Below are 15,426 nucleotides of genomic sequence, written 5' to 3' on the forward strand. Positions count from 1 at the left end.
CAACCATGGAGGTGCTCGTCGGAATACCCGACGAGCACCTCTTGCTCTGGCCGCTCTTCTCCCCTAGTCGGCCTTCAACCGTCAGCCGGCATCCCCTCGTCAGAGGGAACGCTGCGTACCTCCCGGCGTTATCGGCGCATGGCACGCAGTACGCACTTGCGCAGTTCGGAGGCGATGAGCACGATCAGTGCCAGACCGACGCATTCGAGCCATGCTCCGGCACTCAACGGCACGGTGCCGAACGCGGTGTTGAGGAACGGCACATAGATCACCGCCAACTGCAATGCCACGGAAACACCGATCGCGCCCCACAGCCACTTGTTGGCGAACAATCCGACGAATACCGACTGCAGGTGCGAGCGCGAGGCGAGCGCATTGAACATCTGCGCGAACACGAGAATCGTAAAGCCCATCGTACGGGCCTCGATCATCTGCGCCTCATGCCCGACGGCCGCGACGGAACGGTCCGTAAACAGGCCCCCAGCCAGGTGCATGTCCATGCCGATCAGCGTCACGGCGGCCATGATCACGCCGATGAAGATGATGTCGCCCCACATTTCGCCGTCGATCACGCGGTCGGTCAGGCGGCGTGGCTTGCGGGCCATCACGTCGTCGGTGGACGGGTCAACGCCCATGGCGAGTGCCGGAGCCGCGTCGGTGAGCAGGTTAATCCACAGCAGCTGCGTGGCGAGCAACGGCACGGTCACACCTTGCGTACCCGGCTGGGTGATGCCAAGGAATCCGGCGAAGATCACGCCACCGAACACGGTGAACACCTCACCTACGTTGGAGCTCAACAGATAGCGTAGGAATTTCCTGATGTTGTCGAAGATTCCACGGCCTTCGCGCACGGCGGCGACGATGGTGCTGAAGTTGTCGTCGGCGAGGATCATCTTTGCGCTCTGCTTGGTCACTTCGGTGCCGGTGATGCCCATGGCGACGCCGATGTCGGCGGTTTTCACGGCCGGAGCGTCGTTCACGCCGTCGCCGGTCATGGCCACGATGTTGCCTTGGCGTTGCAGGGACTTCACGATCTTCAACTTGTGTTCCGGCGCCACGCGAGCGTAGACGGAGACTTCCGCCGTCGCTTTGTCGAATGCATCGTCGCCGGGCAGCGCGTCCAGTTGGTCGCCGGTCAACGCCTTGCCGCCCTGTTCGATGATGCCCAAGTCGGTGGCGATGCGAGCCGCGGTGAGCGGATGGTCGCCGGTGATCATGACGGTACGGATGCCGGCCCGATGCGCTTCGGAGACGGAGGCACGCACTTCGGTGCGCGGAGGATCGATGATGCCGACCATGCCGACCCAGATCAGTTCGGACTCCAGCACGTCGCTTTGTTCCGCGATATCGGCGACATGGCCTGCGGCGTTGATCGTTACGCCGGGCACGTCGGCAAGCGATGCCGTACCGAGCGGGCGATAGGCCTGTCCCAGCGTACGATAGGCTTCGCTGGAAAGGCGTTCGACCGTCGCCAGAATCTGTTGACGATCACCTTCCGTGAGTGGACGGACGGCACCGTCGACGGCGATCCTGTTGCAATAGCCAAGCAGCACATCCGGCGCACCTTTCGAAAAGACCGTCAGTCTGCCGGCATCCGCATTATCCTGCGCAACTATCGACATGCGCTTTCGTTCGGAAGTGAACGGGATCTCGCCGACGCGACCGTAGTGCGCATATCTCCGGTCGGCCTTCACCTTGCGTGCACCGACGATCAAGGAAACTTCCGTGGGATCGCCGACGGCTTCCCATATGCCGGATTCTGTGTGTTCCCGCAGGTCGCCGTCATTGGCTAACGCACCGACACCCAATGTCGCCACCGCTTCCATCTCGATTGCGGCACGTTCCGGCGTTCGTTGGTCCACTATCACCATGCGGCCTTCCGGCGCATAGCCCGTGCCGGTAATCTGCACTTCACCGCTGGGGGTGACCACGCGTTCCACGGTCATCTCGTTGCGGGTGAGCGTTCCGGTCTTGTCGGAGCAGATCACCGATGCGGAGCCAAGTGTTTCCACGGAATGCAGCTTCTTGACGATCGCATGGTGCATGGCCATGCGCTGCACGCCGAGGGCGAGCACCACCGTTAGAATCGCGGCCAATCCTTCCGGTACGGCCGCCACGGCCAATGAGACGGCCAGTAGCAGCGAGTCGATCACGTCGTGGATGTCGTTGAATCCTTCGGTGATCGCAAGCGCCACGAGTACGACGGCCGCGATGATGCACACCGCAATGCCCAGAACCTTGGAGACGTAGTTCATCTCCTTCTGCAACGGGCTTTCGTCATCTTCGGTGGCTTGCAACAGGTCGGCTATCTTGCCGACCTGGGTGTTCATGCCGGTACCGGTCACGATGGCACGGCCGGTACCTTGCGTTACGGAGGTGCCGTTGAATACCATGTTGGCGCGGTCGCCGAGAGCCTTCGCCTGTTCGAGCGTATCCGCCTTCTTGCCGACCGCCACGCTTTCGCCGGTCAGGCTGGCTTCCGCGATTCTCAGGGATGCGGCGACGCACAGTCGACCGTCGGCGGAGACGGAGTCGCCTTCGCCGAGCACGATGATGTCGCCCGGCACCACGTCGACGGTGTTGATGCGGATGATCCTGCCGTCGCGTAGCACATTGGTCTGCGGCGCGGTCATTTGCGAAAGCGCTTCGACGGCCTGTTCCGCCTTAGATTCCTGAATGTAGCCGAGCACCGCGTTGACGATGAGTATGAGCACGATGACGATGGCGTCGAACGGCAGTATTTCACCGCTTTCCGTTCCGGGTGCCGCATTGGCCCGTTCGATGAACCATGCGATCAGCGAGATGGCGGTGGCGGCCAGCAGCAGGTATACGAGCGGGTCTCGGAATTGGGCCAGGAATTTCTTCCATTTCGGTACGGGAGGTGCGGAGGCGAGTTCGTTCGGCCCGAATTTCGCAAGCCTCCGTTCGGCCTCCGCCTGGCTCAGGCCCATATTCGGATCGACATTGAGCGCGTCCGCCACGGCCTGCGCATCGGTCAGTGACGGATCCACACCGTGAGGCAGAACGTCCTGTATGGCATTGACGTCCATGGGACGTTCGGACTCGCCTGAGACAGAGCGGTGGGACTGAATGGCTTGATCGTTCTTGTGATCAACCATGATGATCTCCTTGGGAGCGCCGCGGAGTAGTCAGTTTCACCTGATACGGCGAAGCTGCGCGGTTGTGGGCGCTACGGCGATTGCCGGCAACGCATTCATGCCATTATTGCACACAGTGACTGTTTCGTAACGAGGCGACGCACCCGCAAATGTCAAGATTCCGCAAATTCGTGAAACATATCGTGAAACAGTTTTGTCATTGTTTTCACAGCCAACGATTACGTTTTCTTCAAGATGAACCGATGATTATACAAAAGAATCAACGATAATCGCATGACTTTCCCCAAGCACCCTGCCTATGATGAAGTCACAACGAAAGATAGAGCACACAGAAACACAACAAGCAACACGGACCGCGGCCAGCGGAAACAAGACAAAGGACAACGGTAACGGCCGCGAAGGAAGGAAACATCATGAAGAACAACACTTTCGACCAGATCATCAGCGCCAACCTCGCCTCCATCGACCCGGGCTTCGGCCAGTTCGCCCTCGCCAAGGCCTCCTCTGACCTGTTCAAGAAGGTTCTCAACAAGTAAGGCGCGAATCCTTAACACGTAAACGGCTAGGGGCCTGCGATCCCAACGGATCGCAGGCCCTTTTGCATCTGAAGATAATCACACTCGAAAAATCACACCGCCTCGGTCTGCATATTACAGTCGGAGGCGCGTACGCGAGGATCCCGCATCGCATCGAAGCCGTTGGTCACGATCTCGGAACCTTGCAGCGACCACGAACCCCTGATGCCATCGCATTTCCCGGGGTGCTGGGACAATAGGCAACTATGGCAATGAAAAAAGGACCGACCAAGGGGTCGGGCGGAAAACATCGTAATGCGCTAAGGGGCAAGGGACCGACTCCCAAGGCCGAGAATCGCGTATATCACAAGGCCTATAAGGCCAAAAAAGTCGCCGATCGCCGTAAAATGGCCGATCCGCGACTGGCTGCACGCCGTCGCGCGGCAAAGTTCGCTTCGGAATCCGACGATCTGGTCATCGGTCGCAACGCGGTGCTCGAGGCGCTGCGCTGTGGCGTTCCGGCTTCGACGCTGTATATCGCGGCACGCATCGAACATGATGATCGCACACGCGAAATCGTGCGTCTCGCCGGCATTCACGGCCTGCACCTCATGGAGGCGGACCGTTTGGAGATGGATCGCATCGCACGCTCTTCCAATCACCAGGGCATAGTGATGAAGGCACAGCCGTTCCAGTATTCGTCATTGGCTGAACTCGTGGAACGCGCGGACAAGAAGTCCCGCGCCATGGAAGCCGCAAACTCGGCAGCCGCGCGCATCGCGGCCCGTCCGCTGTTCATCGCGCTCGACGGCGTCACCGACCCGCAGAATCTGGGCGCGGTCATCCGTTCCGCAGCGGCATTCGGCGCCAATGGCGTGATTCTGCCGGAGCGCCGTTCCGCTTCGGTTACGGCCGCCGCCTGGAAGGTGTCCGCCGGCGCGGCCGCACATATGCCGGTCGCCCGTGTAGTGAATCTGACCAAGGCGATCGAAAGCCTGAAGGAACGCGGTTATTACAGCATCGGTCTTGACGGCGGCGGCGATGCGCTCGTCGGCGAAACCGGTTTTGAAACCGATCCGCTCGTCGTCGTGCTTGGGTCCGAAGGCAATGGCCTGAGCCGTCTGGTGCGCAGCACATGCGACGTCATCGCCGGTATTCCGATGTCGAGCATGGTCGAGTCGCTCAACGCGTCCGTCGCAGCCGGCATCACGCTGTATGCAGTGGCCCGCGCCCGTCGGGAAGCCGCCAACAACTAAATACGATGCATAACGAAAGTGGCTGGGGTTACATATGTAGCCCAGCCACTTTCGTATTACAGCTTCAGGTCAACGCCTAATGGCTCCACACCGCGGCATCCGGATCATCATCCGGATTATAGCCGTCGTCATCGGGGTCGTTGTAGGTGTATTCGTCATCAATCACGCCGGAGTCGGCTTCTACGTTCAACGCGTCCACGTCCTTCTGCTCAAGCTTGTACTGCGGCAACACGTTTTCCACATAACTCTGCACCGCTTCGGCCATCGGCACATCATGACCGGCCTTTTCAGCCAGGAACCAGCGATGGTCAAGCACTTCATGGAAGAACTGCGCCGGCTCGATCTGCGACCGGTATTCCCGCGGAATCATGCGTACGGTCGGCTCGAATACCTCGCGCATCCAATCGGTCGCCACGATTTCGAGATCCTCCCCTTCACGCCAGGTGGAGGCACGATAGGCGTCCAGATCGTTGAGCAGACGGCGGGCCTGATTCTCCTGCACGTCCAGACCGGTCAGACGCAGCAGCTTGCGATTGGCATAGCCCGCATCGACCACGCGCGGGCGTACCAGCACACGCTTGCCGTCCTCTGCGGTCTTCATTTCCAGCTCGTCCACGTCAAAGCCGAGTTCATTGAGCTTGTTGACGCGCTTTTCGATCTTCCACATCTCGTCCGGGCCGAAATCATCGGTGTCGGTCAGGGCGCTCCACAGCGAATGATAGCGGTCAACCAGACGATCGCCAATCTCGATCTCGTCCACGCCGCTCGGCAACAGCGAACCGGAGGAAAGATCCATCAGTTCGCCGATGATGTTCGTACGGGCCAGATCCACATCGTATTCGCGCTGGCCTTCAGTCAGGTTGATCTGCAGGTCACCGGTTTCAGCGTCGACCAGGAATGCCGAGAAAGCGTCGGCATCGCGCAGGAACAACACGTTCGACAGAGACACGTCGCCCCAGTAGAAGCCCGCCAGGTGCAGACGCACCATCAGTACGGCCAGTGCGTCAATCAGTCGTTCGGCGGTATCGGGACGCAGGTTGCGTGCGAACAACGCACGGTACGGCAGCGAGAACTTCAGATGCTTGGTGACCAAAATGGCCTCCAAAGGCTCACCATCACGGCTATGACGACCCGTCACCACGGCGATCGGCTGCACAGTCGGCAGTTCCAGCTTCTGCAACCGGCGCAGCAGCTCATATTCTCGCTCGGCCACATTGCGGGTGATTTCCTTCATCGCATAAACTTCGTCGCCTACGTGCACGAAACGCACCACGTGCCTCGAGATGCCTCGCGGCAGATTGGCCAGCAGGTCTTCGGGCCAGGTCGCCAGCGGCTTTTCCCACGGCAGGGTGAACATCTTCGGATTCGAGCTTGCGGCGGTGATCTTCAGCGCCTGCGGTTCCGGAGATTGTGCAGCTGGATCCTCGGCCTTCACGGAAGTGGCCTTAAGCACACGGGGATCCATCTGGGGCAGTTCAATAGATTCCATAACTCACCAATCTACCCTTTGACCTACCCACGGGGAGGCCTTCAGCGGCGGGCACGCAAAAAAGAAGCCCCGCACCTACGCGGGGCTTCTCCAACGAGACAATAAGAGAGGAAGAGAATGTCTCGTTTAATGGTTGACGGAAGTGGAACTTCCGCCAAGTTTATTCAGCCACCCGCCGGAATGCCTTACGAGAAGACTTCCAACGGTTGGTTACTCCTATCTGCTCAGTTCAGGCGCAGCTCGGTCGACGGAGCGAACAGGTGCATCTTGGACGGGTCGATCTTGATCTTGACGGTATCGCCGACCTTCGGAAGAGCACGCGGGTTCACGCGAATCGTGGTGAGCTTGTTCTGATCGGACATCATGGTGGATGCCTCGGCAGAGGAACCATCGGTGAGGATGTTGCCGTAGATGTAGCCATCGGAGCCCAGATCCTCAACGTTCATGACCTTGAGGGAGAAGGCGTTGGCATCATCCGGAGCAGCCAGGGAAGCGTCTTCCGGACGGAAGCCGACGACGATCTGGTTGTTGTCCTCAGCGGTCAGCTTGTTGACGGCCTCAGCCGGCAGATCCACGGTGTCCTCGCCGATCTTCGCCTTGCCGTTGACCACCGGATGGGTGTTGATGTTCATCGACGGGGAGCCGATGAAGCCAGCGACGAAGACATTGGCCGGGCGATCGTACAGCTCGGTCGGAGCACCGACCTGCTGCAGAAGGCCGAGCTTGATGACGGCGATGCGGTCACCCATGGTCAGAGCTTCGGTCTGATCGTGGGTCACGTACAGGGTGGTGACACCCAGCTGGCGCTGCAGGGCAGCGATCTGGGTACGGGTCTGCACGCGGAGCTTGGCGTCGAGGTTGGACAGCGGCTCATCCATGAGGAAGACCTTCGGCTCACGGACGATTGCACGGCCCATGGCCACACGCTGACGCTGACCACCGGACAGAGCCTTCGGCTTACGATCGAGGTACTCGGTCAGGTCGAGGATCTCAGCGGCCTTCTCGACACGCTTGCGGATCTCTTCCTTCGGGGTGCCGGCGATCTTCAGAGCGAAGCCCATGTTATCCGCAACGGTCATGTGCGGGTACAGAGCGTAGTTCTGGAACACCATTGCGATGTCGCGATCCTTCGGCTGCATCGTAGTGACATCCTTGCCACCGATGAGGATACGGCCCTTGTTGACCTCTTCGAGGCCCGCGAGCATACGCAGGGTAGTGGACTTGCCGCAGCCAGACGGGCCAACCAGCACAAGGAACTCGCCGTCCTTGATATCCAGGTTCAGATCATCCACCGACGGCTTATCGTTGCCCGGGTAGATACGAGTAACATGGTCGAATACGACTTCTGCCATGATTTGTCATCCTTTCAGAGGCAGGTACGTGCCTCACGATCCGTTGTAAAGGGATTTCTTTCCTGTGCCTCGCCTTGCAGCTTACGACTTCGACAAAGCCACAATTCAAAGCGTTAATTTATGTACTTGGTTTAGCGAAGATCTCTTCGTTGAGCCACGTTCCATAATACACACTTCACCCGATTAGGCAACGCGTGTCGCGCACTCGACACACAGAGCCGGAAAGGGAATTATTCTCTGAATCACGGATTACAGCGTAGTTTTTATCATGCGGGCGCGAGACAATGAATGAGGAACCACGAAAGGGAAGGTTTTCAGGCATGCGCAACATACGAATCGGAGTAGTCGAAGACGACCCCGCAAGCTGCCAGCGCGTACTCGACTATCTCAATCGCTATCAAAGCGAGAATGATGAACGATTCACCGTCTCCGTATTCGACGACGGCGCTCGAATCGTCGAGAAGTACACCCCTGTCTACGACATCCTGCTCCTCGACATCGAGATGAAGGAGATGGACGGCATGGAGGCGGCCCGACGCATACGCGAGCGCGACGACCATGTGGTAATCGTGTTCATCACCGCGGCTCCGCAGTATGCCATCAGCGGCTATGAGGTACGTGCGCTGTCATATCTGCTCAAACCCGTACCGTGGTTTGCGTTTTCGCAGGAACTCAAGCGTTCCATCGATGCTCTGCGCCGCAACGGCGACGATTCGATGCTGATCGAGACCAGCAACGGCCAGATGCGTCTTGAATTGACGGACATCGTATACCTCGAATCGATTCGCCACACGATCGTGATCCACACGCTTGATGGCAAATTGTCGATCAATGGCACGCTCAAAGATATGGAGGCGAAGCTCGCCGACCACCATTTCTTCCGCTCGAATTCCTGCTATCTGGTGAATCTTCGGCACGTCGCCGGCGTGGCCGACCAAGATTGCGTGATGTCGAACGGCGAGCGCCTGCGCGTAAGTCGACCGCGTAAAAAGGCGTTCCTGGCGGCATTGGCCGACTTCATGGGAGGCGGAAGGTGACCGGCGTCGTGTTCGCCATGCCGGCAATGACCGGCATCACCAACGCTTTGCCTGACATTCCCCGCGTATATACGGGAATCTGCGAGTGGCTGGCCTGCATGGTCTATATCGCCGTGCTATATCGTCGCGCATCACCTCGCCGTACGACAATCGCCGCCATGACAGGCTTGGTACTGCTGATTGCGGTGCAGTATTTCGACGGCATGCTGCCGATCTGGTTTTGGATCGTCGGCATGACGTTGGCGTTCGGATGCATGTATGCGACGATTCTGTTCGGCGCCGGCGCCGGCAAACGTGAAAGCCTGTATATCACGGCTCGCGCCTTCGTGTTGGGAGAGCTGGTCGCGTCGTTGCATTGGCAGATCGTGACTTTTGCCGGCATGCGTGACAACACGTTGGATTTCGATTGGCGGTCGATCCTTTCGCTGACAGGCACTTATGCGATCTGCTTCGGATTGGCTTGGCTAGTGGAACGCGGTAATTTCAGTCAGACCGCACCGACATTGCCGACAACTTCCGCCGCGATTGCGACGGTGGCCATCACCGTGGTCACGTTCGCCATGAGCAACCTGAGTTTCGTTTCGACAAACACCCCATTCTCCGGCTCCGTAGGCCAGGAGGTCTTCTATATCCGCACTTTGGTGGATTTCTGCGGTTTTGCGATTCTGTATGCGCAACAGGAGCAGGTACGGCGCATCGAGGCGAACACGGAGCTCGCATCAATCAACGCGCAGCTGGAAAGCCAGCATCAGGAGTATCTGCAGTCCAAGGAAAATATCGAATCGTTGGGCCGTCTTGCGCATGATCTGAAGCATCAGATCACGGCACTGCGCGCACAGGTCGATCCGGAGCATGCGGCCGCAGGATTCGAACAGTTGGAAAAATCGGTACAGCGATACAGTGCGCAGCAGCATACCGGCAATCCCGTACTGGACGTCATCCTGACCACGAAGGAGCGCACTTGCGCCGACCGCGGCATCACGTTCACCGCCGTCGCCGACGGCTCGCTGCTGAACAACATGTCGTCGATGGATATCGCATCACTGTTCGGCAATGCGCTCGACAATGCAATCGAAGCGACGTCGAAACTGCCGAACGCCGACCAACGTCTCATCAAACTGGCGCTATATGCGCAGAATCAATTCACAGTGATACGTATCGAGAATTATTACGATTCCCGACTCAAGAAGGATGCGGACGGCAACCTGCGCACCACGAAGCGAGACGACCGACACAGACATGGTTTCGGCGTGAAGTCGATCCGGCACATTGCACAGCAGTATGGAGGCGAGGTGACGATCCGCACCGAAGACCACTGGTTCGTGTTGACCGTGCTCATTCCACGCCGCACCGGTCTCATGGCCATGTAACATCACGAGCATCCGGAATCCCGATACGGAACCTCGGGGGTCGACGCGCCGACGTCAGCACCCCTGCCGCGAAGGAACGGCGTAAAACCTCATGAAATAACGGGGGCCAAAGGTTCCGGTCCCGCTGACACGAAATGATGAAAGCCACTATCGTACGATTGGGGGGCTTAGTATATGGCACACCGCACGTTCACCGAACAGGAAATCGAATACCTCGAGGCGCTACCTGCGGTCGCGCATGCCAGCGCATCACGAATCGTCTATTCACACGAGTTCCAGCTGTATTGCATGCACCGATACCTCCATGGCGAAAAACCTTCCGTAATCTTCGCCAGCGTCGGCCTGCCATCAAGGCTGATCGGCTATAAACGTATCGAACGTGCCATCAACCGCTGGAAACGAGATTCGAACCTGATGCGGGAAGCCAAGATGCGTCAGGAAACAACGGACTTCTCCGCCGACCTGCGCAACACAATGATTCAAGACAATTACGAGAAGATTCGTATGCTCAATGAACGTCTGACGCTTTTGGAGCGGCAACTCGAAGCTTTGCAAGCGGTCCGGAAAGACGAGAAGCCGTAAAGGCGCTGACAGCAACGGCGAAGCCTATCGGCACGAACAGGTTAATCGGGGCATCTGCAAGCTCCATCACCAGGCAGATGGCCATTAGCGGAGCCTGCTGCGAGGCCGCCAGCAATGCGCACGCGCCCAGCAGCGCATACATGCCGATTGAGTTCGTGTGGAATATCTGCATCCATAGAATGCCAAGCACCGCACCACCGGAAGCGCCCAATGCGATGCCCGGTTGCAGTACGCCGCCAGAGGCGCCGGAACGAATCGTCAGCAATGTGACGATCGCTCTGGCGGCAAAAGACAGCAGCAGAATCGGAATGACGGCCAAATCGGCATTACTGGAGAAGCTCAACTGTGCCGTGGCACGACCGTTACCCATGACCTGCGGCACCCAAATCGCCACGACGGCAGTAAGCGTGCCAGCCAACGGCATCATCCATAGGATCCCGTTACCGGCTGGCTTGTTCTTCTCGGCCCACTGCGAGCCGCGACGGAACAATGCACCGGCCACACCGAGAATCAGGCCCGCAACGAGTGCGAACGCCATATAATCCGGCGTGAACAGGCCCTCGGCCTTGCCGAGTACGTAAAACGTGTGAGTGCCTTTGACGAGCGACGCCACCCATGAGGCGAGTGCGGAACAGGAGAAGGCAAGTGCGACCGTTTCCAACGTCACATCGGCAAGCAGAATCTCCACCGCGAAGAACGTGCCGGCGAGCGGCGCGTTATAGACGCCGGCCAGACCGGCGGCCGCGGTGATGGCGACCAGCATGCGCGTGTCTTTCGCGTCAAGGCGTACCCAGCGGGCGAAACGCTGGCCGAACATGGCGCCAAGTTCACGTGGGGCGACCTCTCGACCGATCGACATGCCTGTGCCGACGATGAAAATTTGCAGCAGCACGTGCACGACGGTCTGCCAGATCGGCATCTCATCGCCATTCACGGCTTTTTTGACGGACGGCACCTTTGTGCTGCGCGTGCGCAGCAGCCACCAGATGATGGCGGCGACGCTCGCGCCGACGATGACGGAAATCGCACGGCGCAATGGCGGCACGTTAAACGGACCGGATTCATGCGTGCTCTCCACATAGCCAAGCGCAAGACGCTCGATGCCGTACAGCATGAGCGTCAACAGACCGGCGGCCGCGCCGATGGCAACGCCGACGAAGATTACCGCCGCGACCAGTGCCGGGAGCCGGCCGAGTAGCGGTTGTTGCGATTGTCCGACTTTGTTGGATTGTTCCTGCGATTCCGTTGTTTCCACTGCTTTCACGCCCGGCTTTTGCCGCTCGAGCTCATGTTCCTCATCGGATGCCTGCCGCACTTGTTTCCTCCGTTCGTCTCACTTCCGCAATCGTCGCACCGTCATCCCATTCTCTGCAAATTCTGGATTCACGGGGCATGTGGATTACTTATGCAGCCAATTCACTGAGCCTACGGGCGAAGGCAATTAGTTCAGTATCGCTTCCGGCGGGGCCGACTGCGCAAATACCACATGGAAGACCATCTTCCGTACGAATTGGAATGTTTACGGCAGGCAATCCCGTCAAACCTGCGATGCACGTAAGACGCATCGTCGCAGTTCTCTCATCTTCAATCGAAGTGCCACCAATCGCCGAATCAGTGATTTTCGGGGCAACACTGGAAGCTGAAGGAACCAATAAAACGCTTTGCCCCAATATGGACCGCACATTAGTCTTCCAAAAGTCCATATGTTCGCGGGCGTTCCGGTAGTTTTCGGCCGTCAGCTCGCTGGCCGTTCTGAAGCGAGACTCAATATCAGCACCCAAAGTGTTCCAATGCCGTGCAAACCAAGTACCATGATTCCGCCACGCCTCGTATCCTTGCACGATTTTGTAGGAAGAAAGCCAGTCTGACAGTCGGTCCGGCCCCTCTCCCTCGAAACGTGGCCCTAGGATGCCATCGAGACGAATTTGTTCTAGACTCACATCCGTTGCATTCCGGGCAGACTCTTCCAGCCGACTGATCCATGCATGCAAACCTGCCGATACATCGATGTTTGTGGATGACATCAACTCTTCAGACCAGATAACTTTCCCAGATAGTGCTGATTCCACACCAGATTCCTGTGTTATCAGGACCTTTGCGACCTTCTCCAGCAAATCAGGGGTTCTGGTCATCCATCCCACGGTATCGAATGACTGGGAGAGCGGAAGAACGCCTTCCATCGGAACCGAACCGCATGTGGTTCGAATCCCCCATAAGTGTTGATAAGAGGAAGGCACACGCACCGAACCTCCCGTATCGCTTCCCAAACCTATATCAACTTGACCTAAAGCGGTGGCGGAAGCGGACCCCGATGAAGATCCTCCAGAAATCCGGCCCGGAGCCTGCGGATTCGGCGGAGTCCCATAATGGGCATTCGTACCGGCAAGGGAATAGGCAAACTCATCCGTCCTTGAAATGCCTAGCACATCAGCGCCCGCATCAAGCAGACGCTGAACAGGCCAGGAATTATGCTGTTGCGGAATCCCTTCCGCCAGAAAGGCCTCACTTCCAGCCCCTATGGCATATCCTTCCACACCATAGAGATCCTTCACCGCCACACTTAATCCTCGTAGGGGCAAATCCGTCGAAGATTCAGTACGAGCCCCTTGCTTCAGAGGGCTACCGACTACTCGCCAGATTCGGGAATCCATGGCAGGAACGGGGTAAGTAAGGTGAGCCGACACAATCTTCCATGAGCCGTCAATCAACTGCCACACCTGCGTTTGCGTTACAACACCGCCAGAATCTTTATCAAACGTGGCAACAACAGTCGCGGCACAGTTCGCAAGCATACGGTATGAGCGGGAACGCAGAACCCGACTTGGTGCCGTTCCGCGTTGCGCACGATATTCGGTAATCTGCTGATGTCCATTCAGCAAACCTGCATTATCGGCACGAGTCACAGGCAATTCGGACGGATCGTCCGCGAATAATTCCGCAAGAATGTCCGTCGCATTACGCATCAACGCATCCTCATATCGCTCCACCGCATCCATGAGTTCCCGAGGAACATCCTTCTGGCTGTGACATATCATGCGTGCTCCAACTCCTTCTCCGTCTTACCGTGAATCAGCTCGGAAATCTCCCTACGATATCGGTTGAATGCAACGGATGTGTTATCTCTTGGATCTTCCAGTTCGATGCTCTCAATCTTCTTGATGTTTCCAGCGACACCACTGGCAGCGCCATCGGCCATGACCACAACTCTATCGGCAAGATATACCGCTTCTTCGATGCTATGCGTCACAAATACCACCGTGATGCCTAGCTCCTTCTGGATCTTCGATAGTTGGTTCTGCAATTGTTCACGGGTCAAAGCATCCAACGCGCCAAAAGGCTCATCCATCAACATCACGGCAGGAGTGTTCGCCAGTACTCGTGCAATCGCCACGCGCTGTTGCATACCACCGGACAGCTCCTTAGGAAATTTCTTGGCGAAAAGCTTGAGTCCGACCAGATTAATGTACTTATCGACCAGCCTTTCCACTTCAGGGCGTGGATATCCCGCCTCCTTGGGGCCATAGGCGATATTCTCCTCGACTGTTAGCCAAGGGAAAAGACCATAATCCTGGAATACGACGCCTCGGTCAGGCCCTGGGCCGGTTACCGGTCGTGTTTCGACCTTAATCTCGCCCTCGGTTATGTTTTCAAAGCCCGCAATCATACGAAGCAGGGTGCTCTTACCGCAACCGGACGGCCCAACAATGGCGACGAATTCGCCGGAGTCGATATGCAGGTCGACATCTTTGACCGCATAGGTTCCGTTGCCATACTGTTTGCCGACCCCTTGGATGTCAATCATGCCGGCATGACGCTGAATGGTTCCGATGCGCATTGTTCACTCTCCTTAACAGTCACTTGGCAGTAGGTAGGATCGGGCGACCGTGCGCCACAAGTTTGACGATCCAGACGATGAGTCGATCGCTGAGAAAACCGAGGATGCCAATGATGAACATGCCGGCGACGATCAAGTCGGTCTTCGAAACGTTCTTGGCCTCCGTAATCATGGCACCCAGACCGACCGTGATACCCGTCATCTCGCCGACGACCAGCAGCGCCCAAGCCAAACCGACCGCGACTCGCAAGCCTCCGATAATGCCTGGCAAAGCGGCCGGAAACACCACTTTCCATAGCGCCTTTCCCTTTGACGTGCCGAGCATTGCAGCCGCCTCCAGAAGACGTTCCGGAACCTGTTCCACAGCGGTGACGGTATTCAGGATGATGGGAAACAGAGCAGCAAGGAAAACGAGGAAAATTGTGGAACGATCTCCAATGCCGATCATGATGAGCGTCAACGGTACCCAAGCCGTGACCGGAATCGGACGAATCAGGTTGATAGTCGGCTCCAACATCGCCGAAGCGATTTTCGAGCGGCCCATCAACACACCCAACGGAACACCGATGAGCGCGGCTAGGCCAAAGCCGCTAAACACACGTACCAAACTGGCGTACGTATGCTTCCACAACATCGCAGAATACGGATCATCAAAATAACCGCCAAACGCTAAGTCAGCGATGCGCCTCATCACTGTCGTTGGGGAGGGAACCCGCGCCAAGCGGATGTCAAAAGGGAGCGTCCAGCCGTATTTCACACCTTGACTCCACAGAATCACGACGAGAACCGGAACGGGCAACGCAAGCAGTACTTTCGGGACAATCTTTTTGACGCGGGGCATGATCATCGATCCTTTCCGACGAATTGGCTG

General features: G+C 57.7%; 12 protein-coding genes. 5 read left to right on the forward strand and 7 right to left on the reverse strand.

Annotation, left to right across the window (positions count from 1 at the left end; all coding sequences use genetic code 11):
• Window positions 1-128: 128 nt before the first annotated feature.
• Complete coding sequence (locus HMPREF1494_RS04370; protein WP_034520071.1) at window positions 129-3,119, reverse strand: cation-translocating P-type ATPase; 2,991 nt, start codon at window positions 3,117-3,119, stop codon at window positions 129-131.
• A 413-nt stretch (window positions 3,120-3,532) separates the two neighbouring features.
• Here HMPREF1494_RS04370 and HMPREF1494_RS11875 point away from each other — a divergent pair, with 413 nt between their 5' ends.
• A complete protein-coding gene (locus HMPREF1494_RS11875) occupies window positions 3,533-3,655 on the forward strand; it encodes a hypothetical protein (RefSeq protein ID WP_003843072.1) in 123 nt (40 codons plus the stop codon).
• A gap of 245 nt (window positions 3,656-3,900) precedes the next feature.
• On the forward strand, window positions 3,901-4,890 hold the full coding sequence (gene rlmB, locus HMPREF1494_RS04375) for a 23S rRNA (guanosine(2251)-2'-O)-methyltransferase RlmB (protein ID WP_003843071.1): 990 nt from the start codon (window positions 3,901-3,903) through the stop codon (window positions 4,888-4,890).
• Window positions 4,891-4,966: 76 nt separating this feature from the next.
• Here rlmB and HMPREF1494_RS04380 read toward each other — a convergent pair whose 3' ends face one another.
• Window positions 4,967-6,379, reverse strand: coding sequence for a DUF4032 domain-containing protein (locus HMPREF1494_RS04380; RefSeq protein ID WP_034520081.1), 1,413 nt, complete (start codon window positions 6,377-6,379; stop codon window positions 4,967-4,969).
• A 224-nt stretch (window positions 6,380-6,603) separates the two neighbouring features.
• Window positions 6,604-7,731: an ABC transporter ATP-binding protein gene (locus HMPREF1494_RS04385; protein ID WP_003843069.1), complete on the reverse strand. Its 1,128-nt coding sequence runs from the start codon at window positions 7,729-7,731 to the stop codon at window positions 6,604-6,606.
• A gap of 320 nt (window positions 7,732-8,051) precedes the next feature.
• On the opposite strand from HMPREF1494_RS04385, the gene HMPREF1494_RS04390 reads away from it, so the two are divergent.
• From HMPREF1494_RS04390 to HMPREF1494_RS04400, 3 genes are all read left to right on the forward strand, one after another.
• Complete coding sequence (locus HMPREF1494_RS04390) at window positions 8,052-8,768, forward strand: LytR/AlgR family response regulator transcription factor (RefSeq protein ID WP_034520092.1); 717 nt, start codon at window positions 8,052-8,054, stop codon at window positions 8,766-8,768.
• A 26-nt stretch (window positions 8,769-8,794) separates the two neighbouring features.
• Window positions 8,795-10,138: a sensor histidine kinase gene (locus tag HMPREF1494_RS04395; RefSeq protein ID WP_171843682.1), complete on the forward strand. Its 1,344-nt coding sequence runs from the start codon at window positions 8,795-8,797 to the stop codon at window positions 10,136-10,138.
• A 174-nt stretch (window positions 10,139-10,312) separates the two neighbouring features.
• Window positions 10,313-10,720 (forward strand): HTH domain-containing protein, encoded by a 408-nt coding sequence (locus HMPREF1494_RS04400; RefSeq protein WP_003843065.1) that lies wholly within the window; start codon window positions 10,313-10,315, stop codon window positions 10,718-10,720.
• On the opposite strand, the gene HMPREF1494_RS04405 is transcribed toward HMPREF1494_RS04400, so the two are convergent.
• The 4 genes from HMPREF1494_RS04405 to HMPREF1494_RS04420 all read right to left on the reverse strand — a co-directional run bounded on the left by HMPREF1494_RS04405 (window position 10,647) and on the right by HMPREF1494_RS04420 (window position 15,396).
• Window positions 10,647-12,035, reverse strand: a complete 1,389-nt coding sequence (locus HMPREF1494_RS04405; RefSeq protein WP_034520098.1) for a chloride channel protein — start codon at window positions 12,033-12,035, stop codon at window positions 10,647-10,649. The genes HMPREF1494_RS04400 and HMPREF1494_RS04405 overlap by 74 nt on opposite strands.
• Before the next feature lie 88 nt (window positions 12,036-12,123).
• Window positions 12,124-13,755, reverse strand: a complete 1,632-nt coding sequence (locus HMPREF1494_RS04410; RefSeq protein ID WP_034520101.1) for an AtzH-like domain-containing protein — start codon at window positions 13,753-13,755, stop codon at window positions 12,124-12,126.
• Window positions 13,752-14,555, reverse strand: coding sequence for an ABC transporter ATP-binding protein (locus tag HMPREF1494_RS04415; protein WP_003843061.1), 804 nt, complete (start codon window positions 14,553-14,555; stop codon window positions 13,752-13,754). The genes HMPREF1494_RS04410 and HMPREF1494_RS04415 overlap by 4 nt, the downstream gene beginning before the upstream one ends.
• Window positions 14,556-14,574: 19 nt before the next feature.
• Entirely contained in the window at window positions 14,575-15,396 is an 822-nt protein-coding gene (locus HMPREF1494_RS04420; RefSeq protein ID WP_228369721.1) for an ABC transporter permease, read from the reverse strand.
• Window positions 15,397-15,426 lie beyond the last annotated feature (30 nt).

Origin of the sequence: Bifidobacterium sp. MSTE12, from assembly GCF_000513015.1 — a bacterium.
GTDB lineage: Bacteria > Actinomycetota > Actinomycetes > Actinomycetales > Bifidobacteriaceae > Bifidobacterium > Bifidobacterium dentium.

Bases quoted from the DNA above. Each gene is read 5' to 3' on its own strand.
- HMPREF1494_RS04370 (WP_034520071.1), bottom strand. From the start codon at position 3,119: ATGGTTGATCACAAGAACGATCAAGCCATTCAGTCCCACCGCTCTGTC.
- HMPREF1494_RS11875 (WP_003843072.1), top strand. From the start codon at position 3,533: ATGAAGAACAACACTTTCGACCAGATCATCAGCGCCAACCTCGCCTCC.
- rlmB (WP_003843071.1), top strand. From the start codon at position 3,901: ATGGCAATGAAAAAAGGACCGACCAAGGGGTCGGGCGGAAAACATCGT.
- HMPREF1494_RS04380 (WP_034520081.1), bottom strand. From the start codon at position 6,379: ATGGAATCTATTGAACTGCCCCAGATGGATCCCCGTGTGCTTAAGGCC.
- HMPREF1494_RS04385 (WP_003843069.1), bottom strand. From the start codon at position 7,731: ATGGCAGAAGTCGTATTCGACCATGTTACTCGTATCTACCCGGGCAAC.
- HMPREF1494_RS04390 (WP_034520092.1), top strand. From the start codon at position 8,052: ATGCGCAACATACGAATCGGAGTAGTCGAAGACGACCCCGCAAGCTGC.
- HMPREF1494_RS04395 (WP_171843682.1), top strand. From the start codon at position 8,795: ATGACCGGCATCACCAACGCTTTGCCTGACATTCCCCGCGTATATACG.
- HMPREF1494_RS04400 (WP_003843065.1), top strand. From the start codon at position 10,313: ATGGCACACCGCACGTTCACCGAACAGGAAATCGAATACCTCGAGGCG.
- HMPREF1494_RS04410 (WP_034520101.1), bottom strand. From the start codon at position 13,755: ATGATATGTCACAGCCAGAAGGATGTTCCTCGGGAACTCATGGATGCG.
- HMPREF1494_RS04415 (WP_003843061.1), bottom strand. From the start codon at position 14,555: ATGCGCATCGGAACCATTCAGCGTCATGCCGGCATGATTGACATCCAA.
- HMPREF1494_RS04420 (WP_228369721.1), bottom strand. From the start codon at position 15,396: ATGCCCCGCGTCAAAAAGATTGTCCCGAAAGTACTGCTTGCGTTGCCC.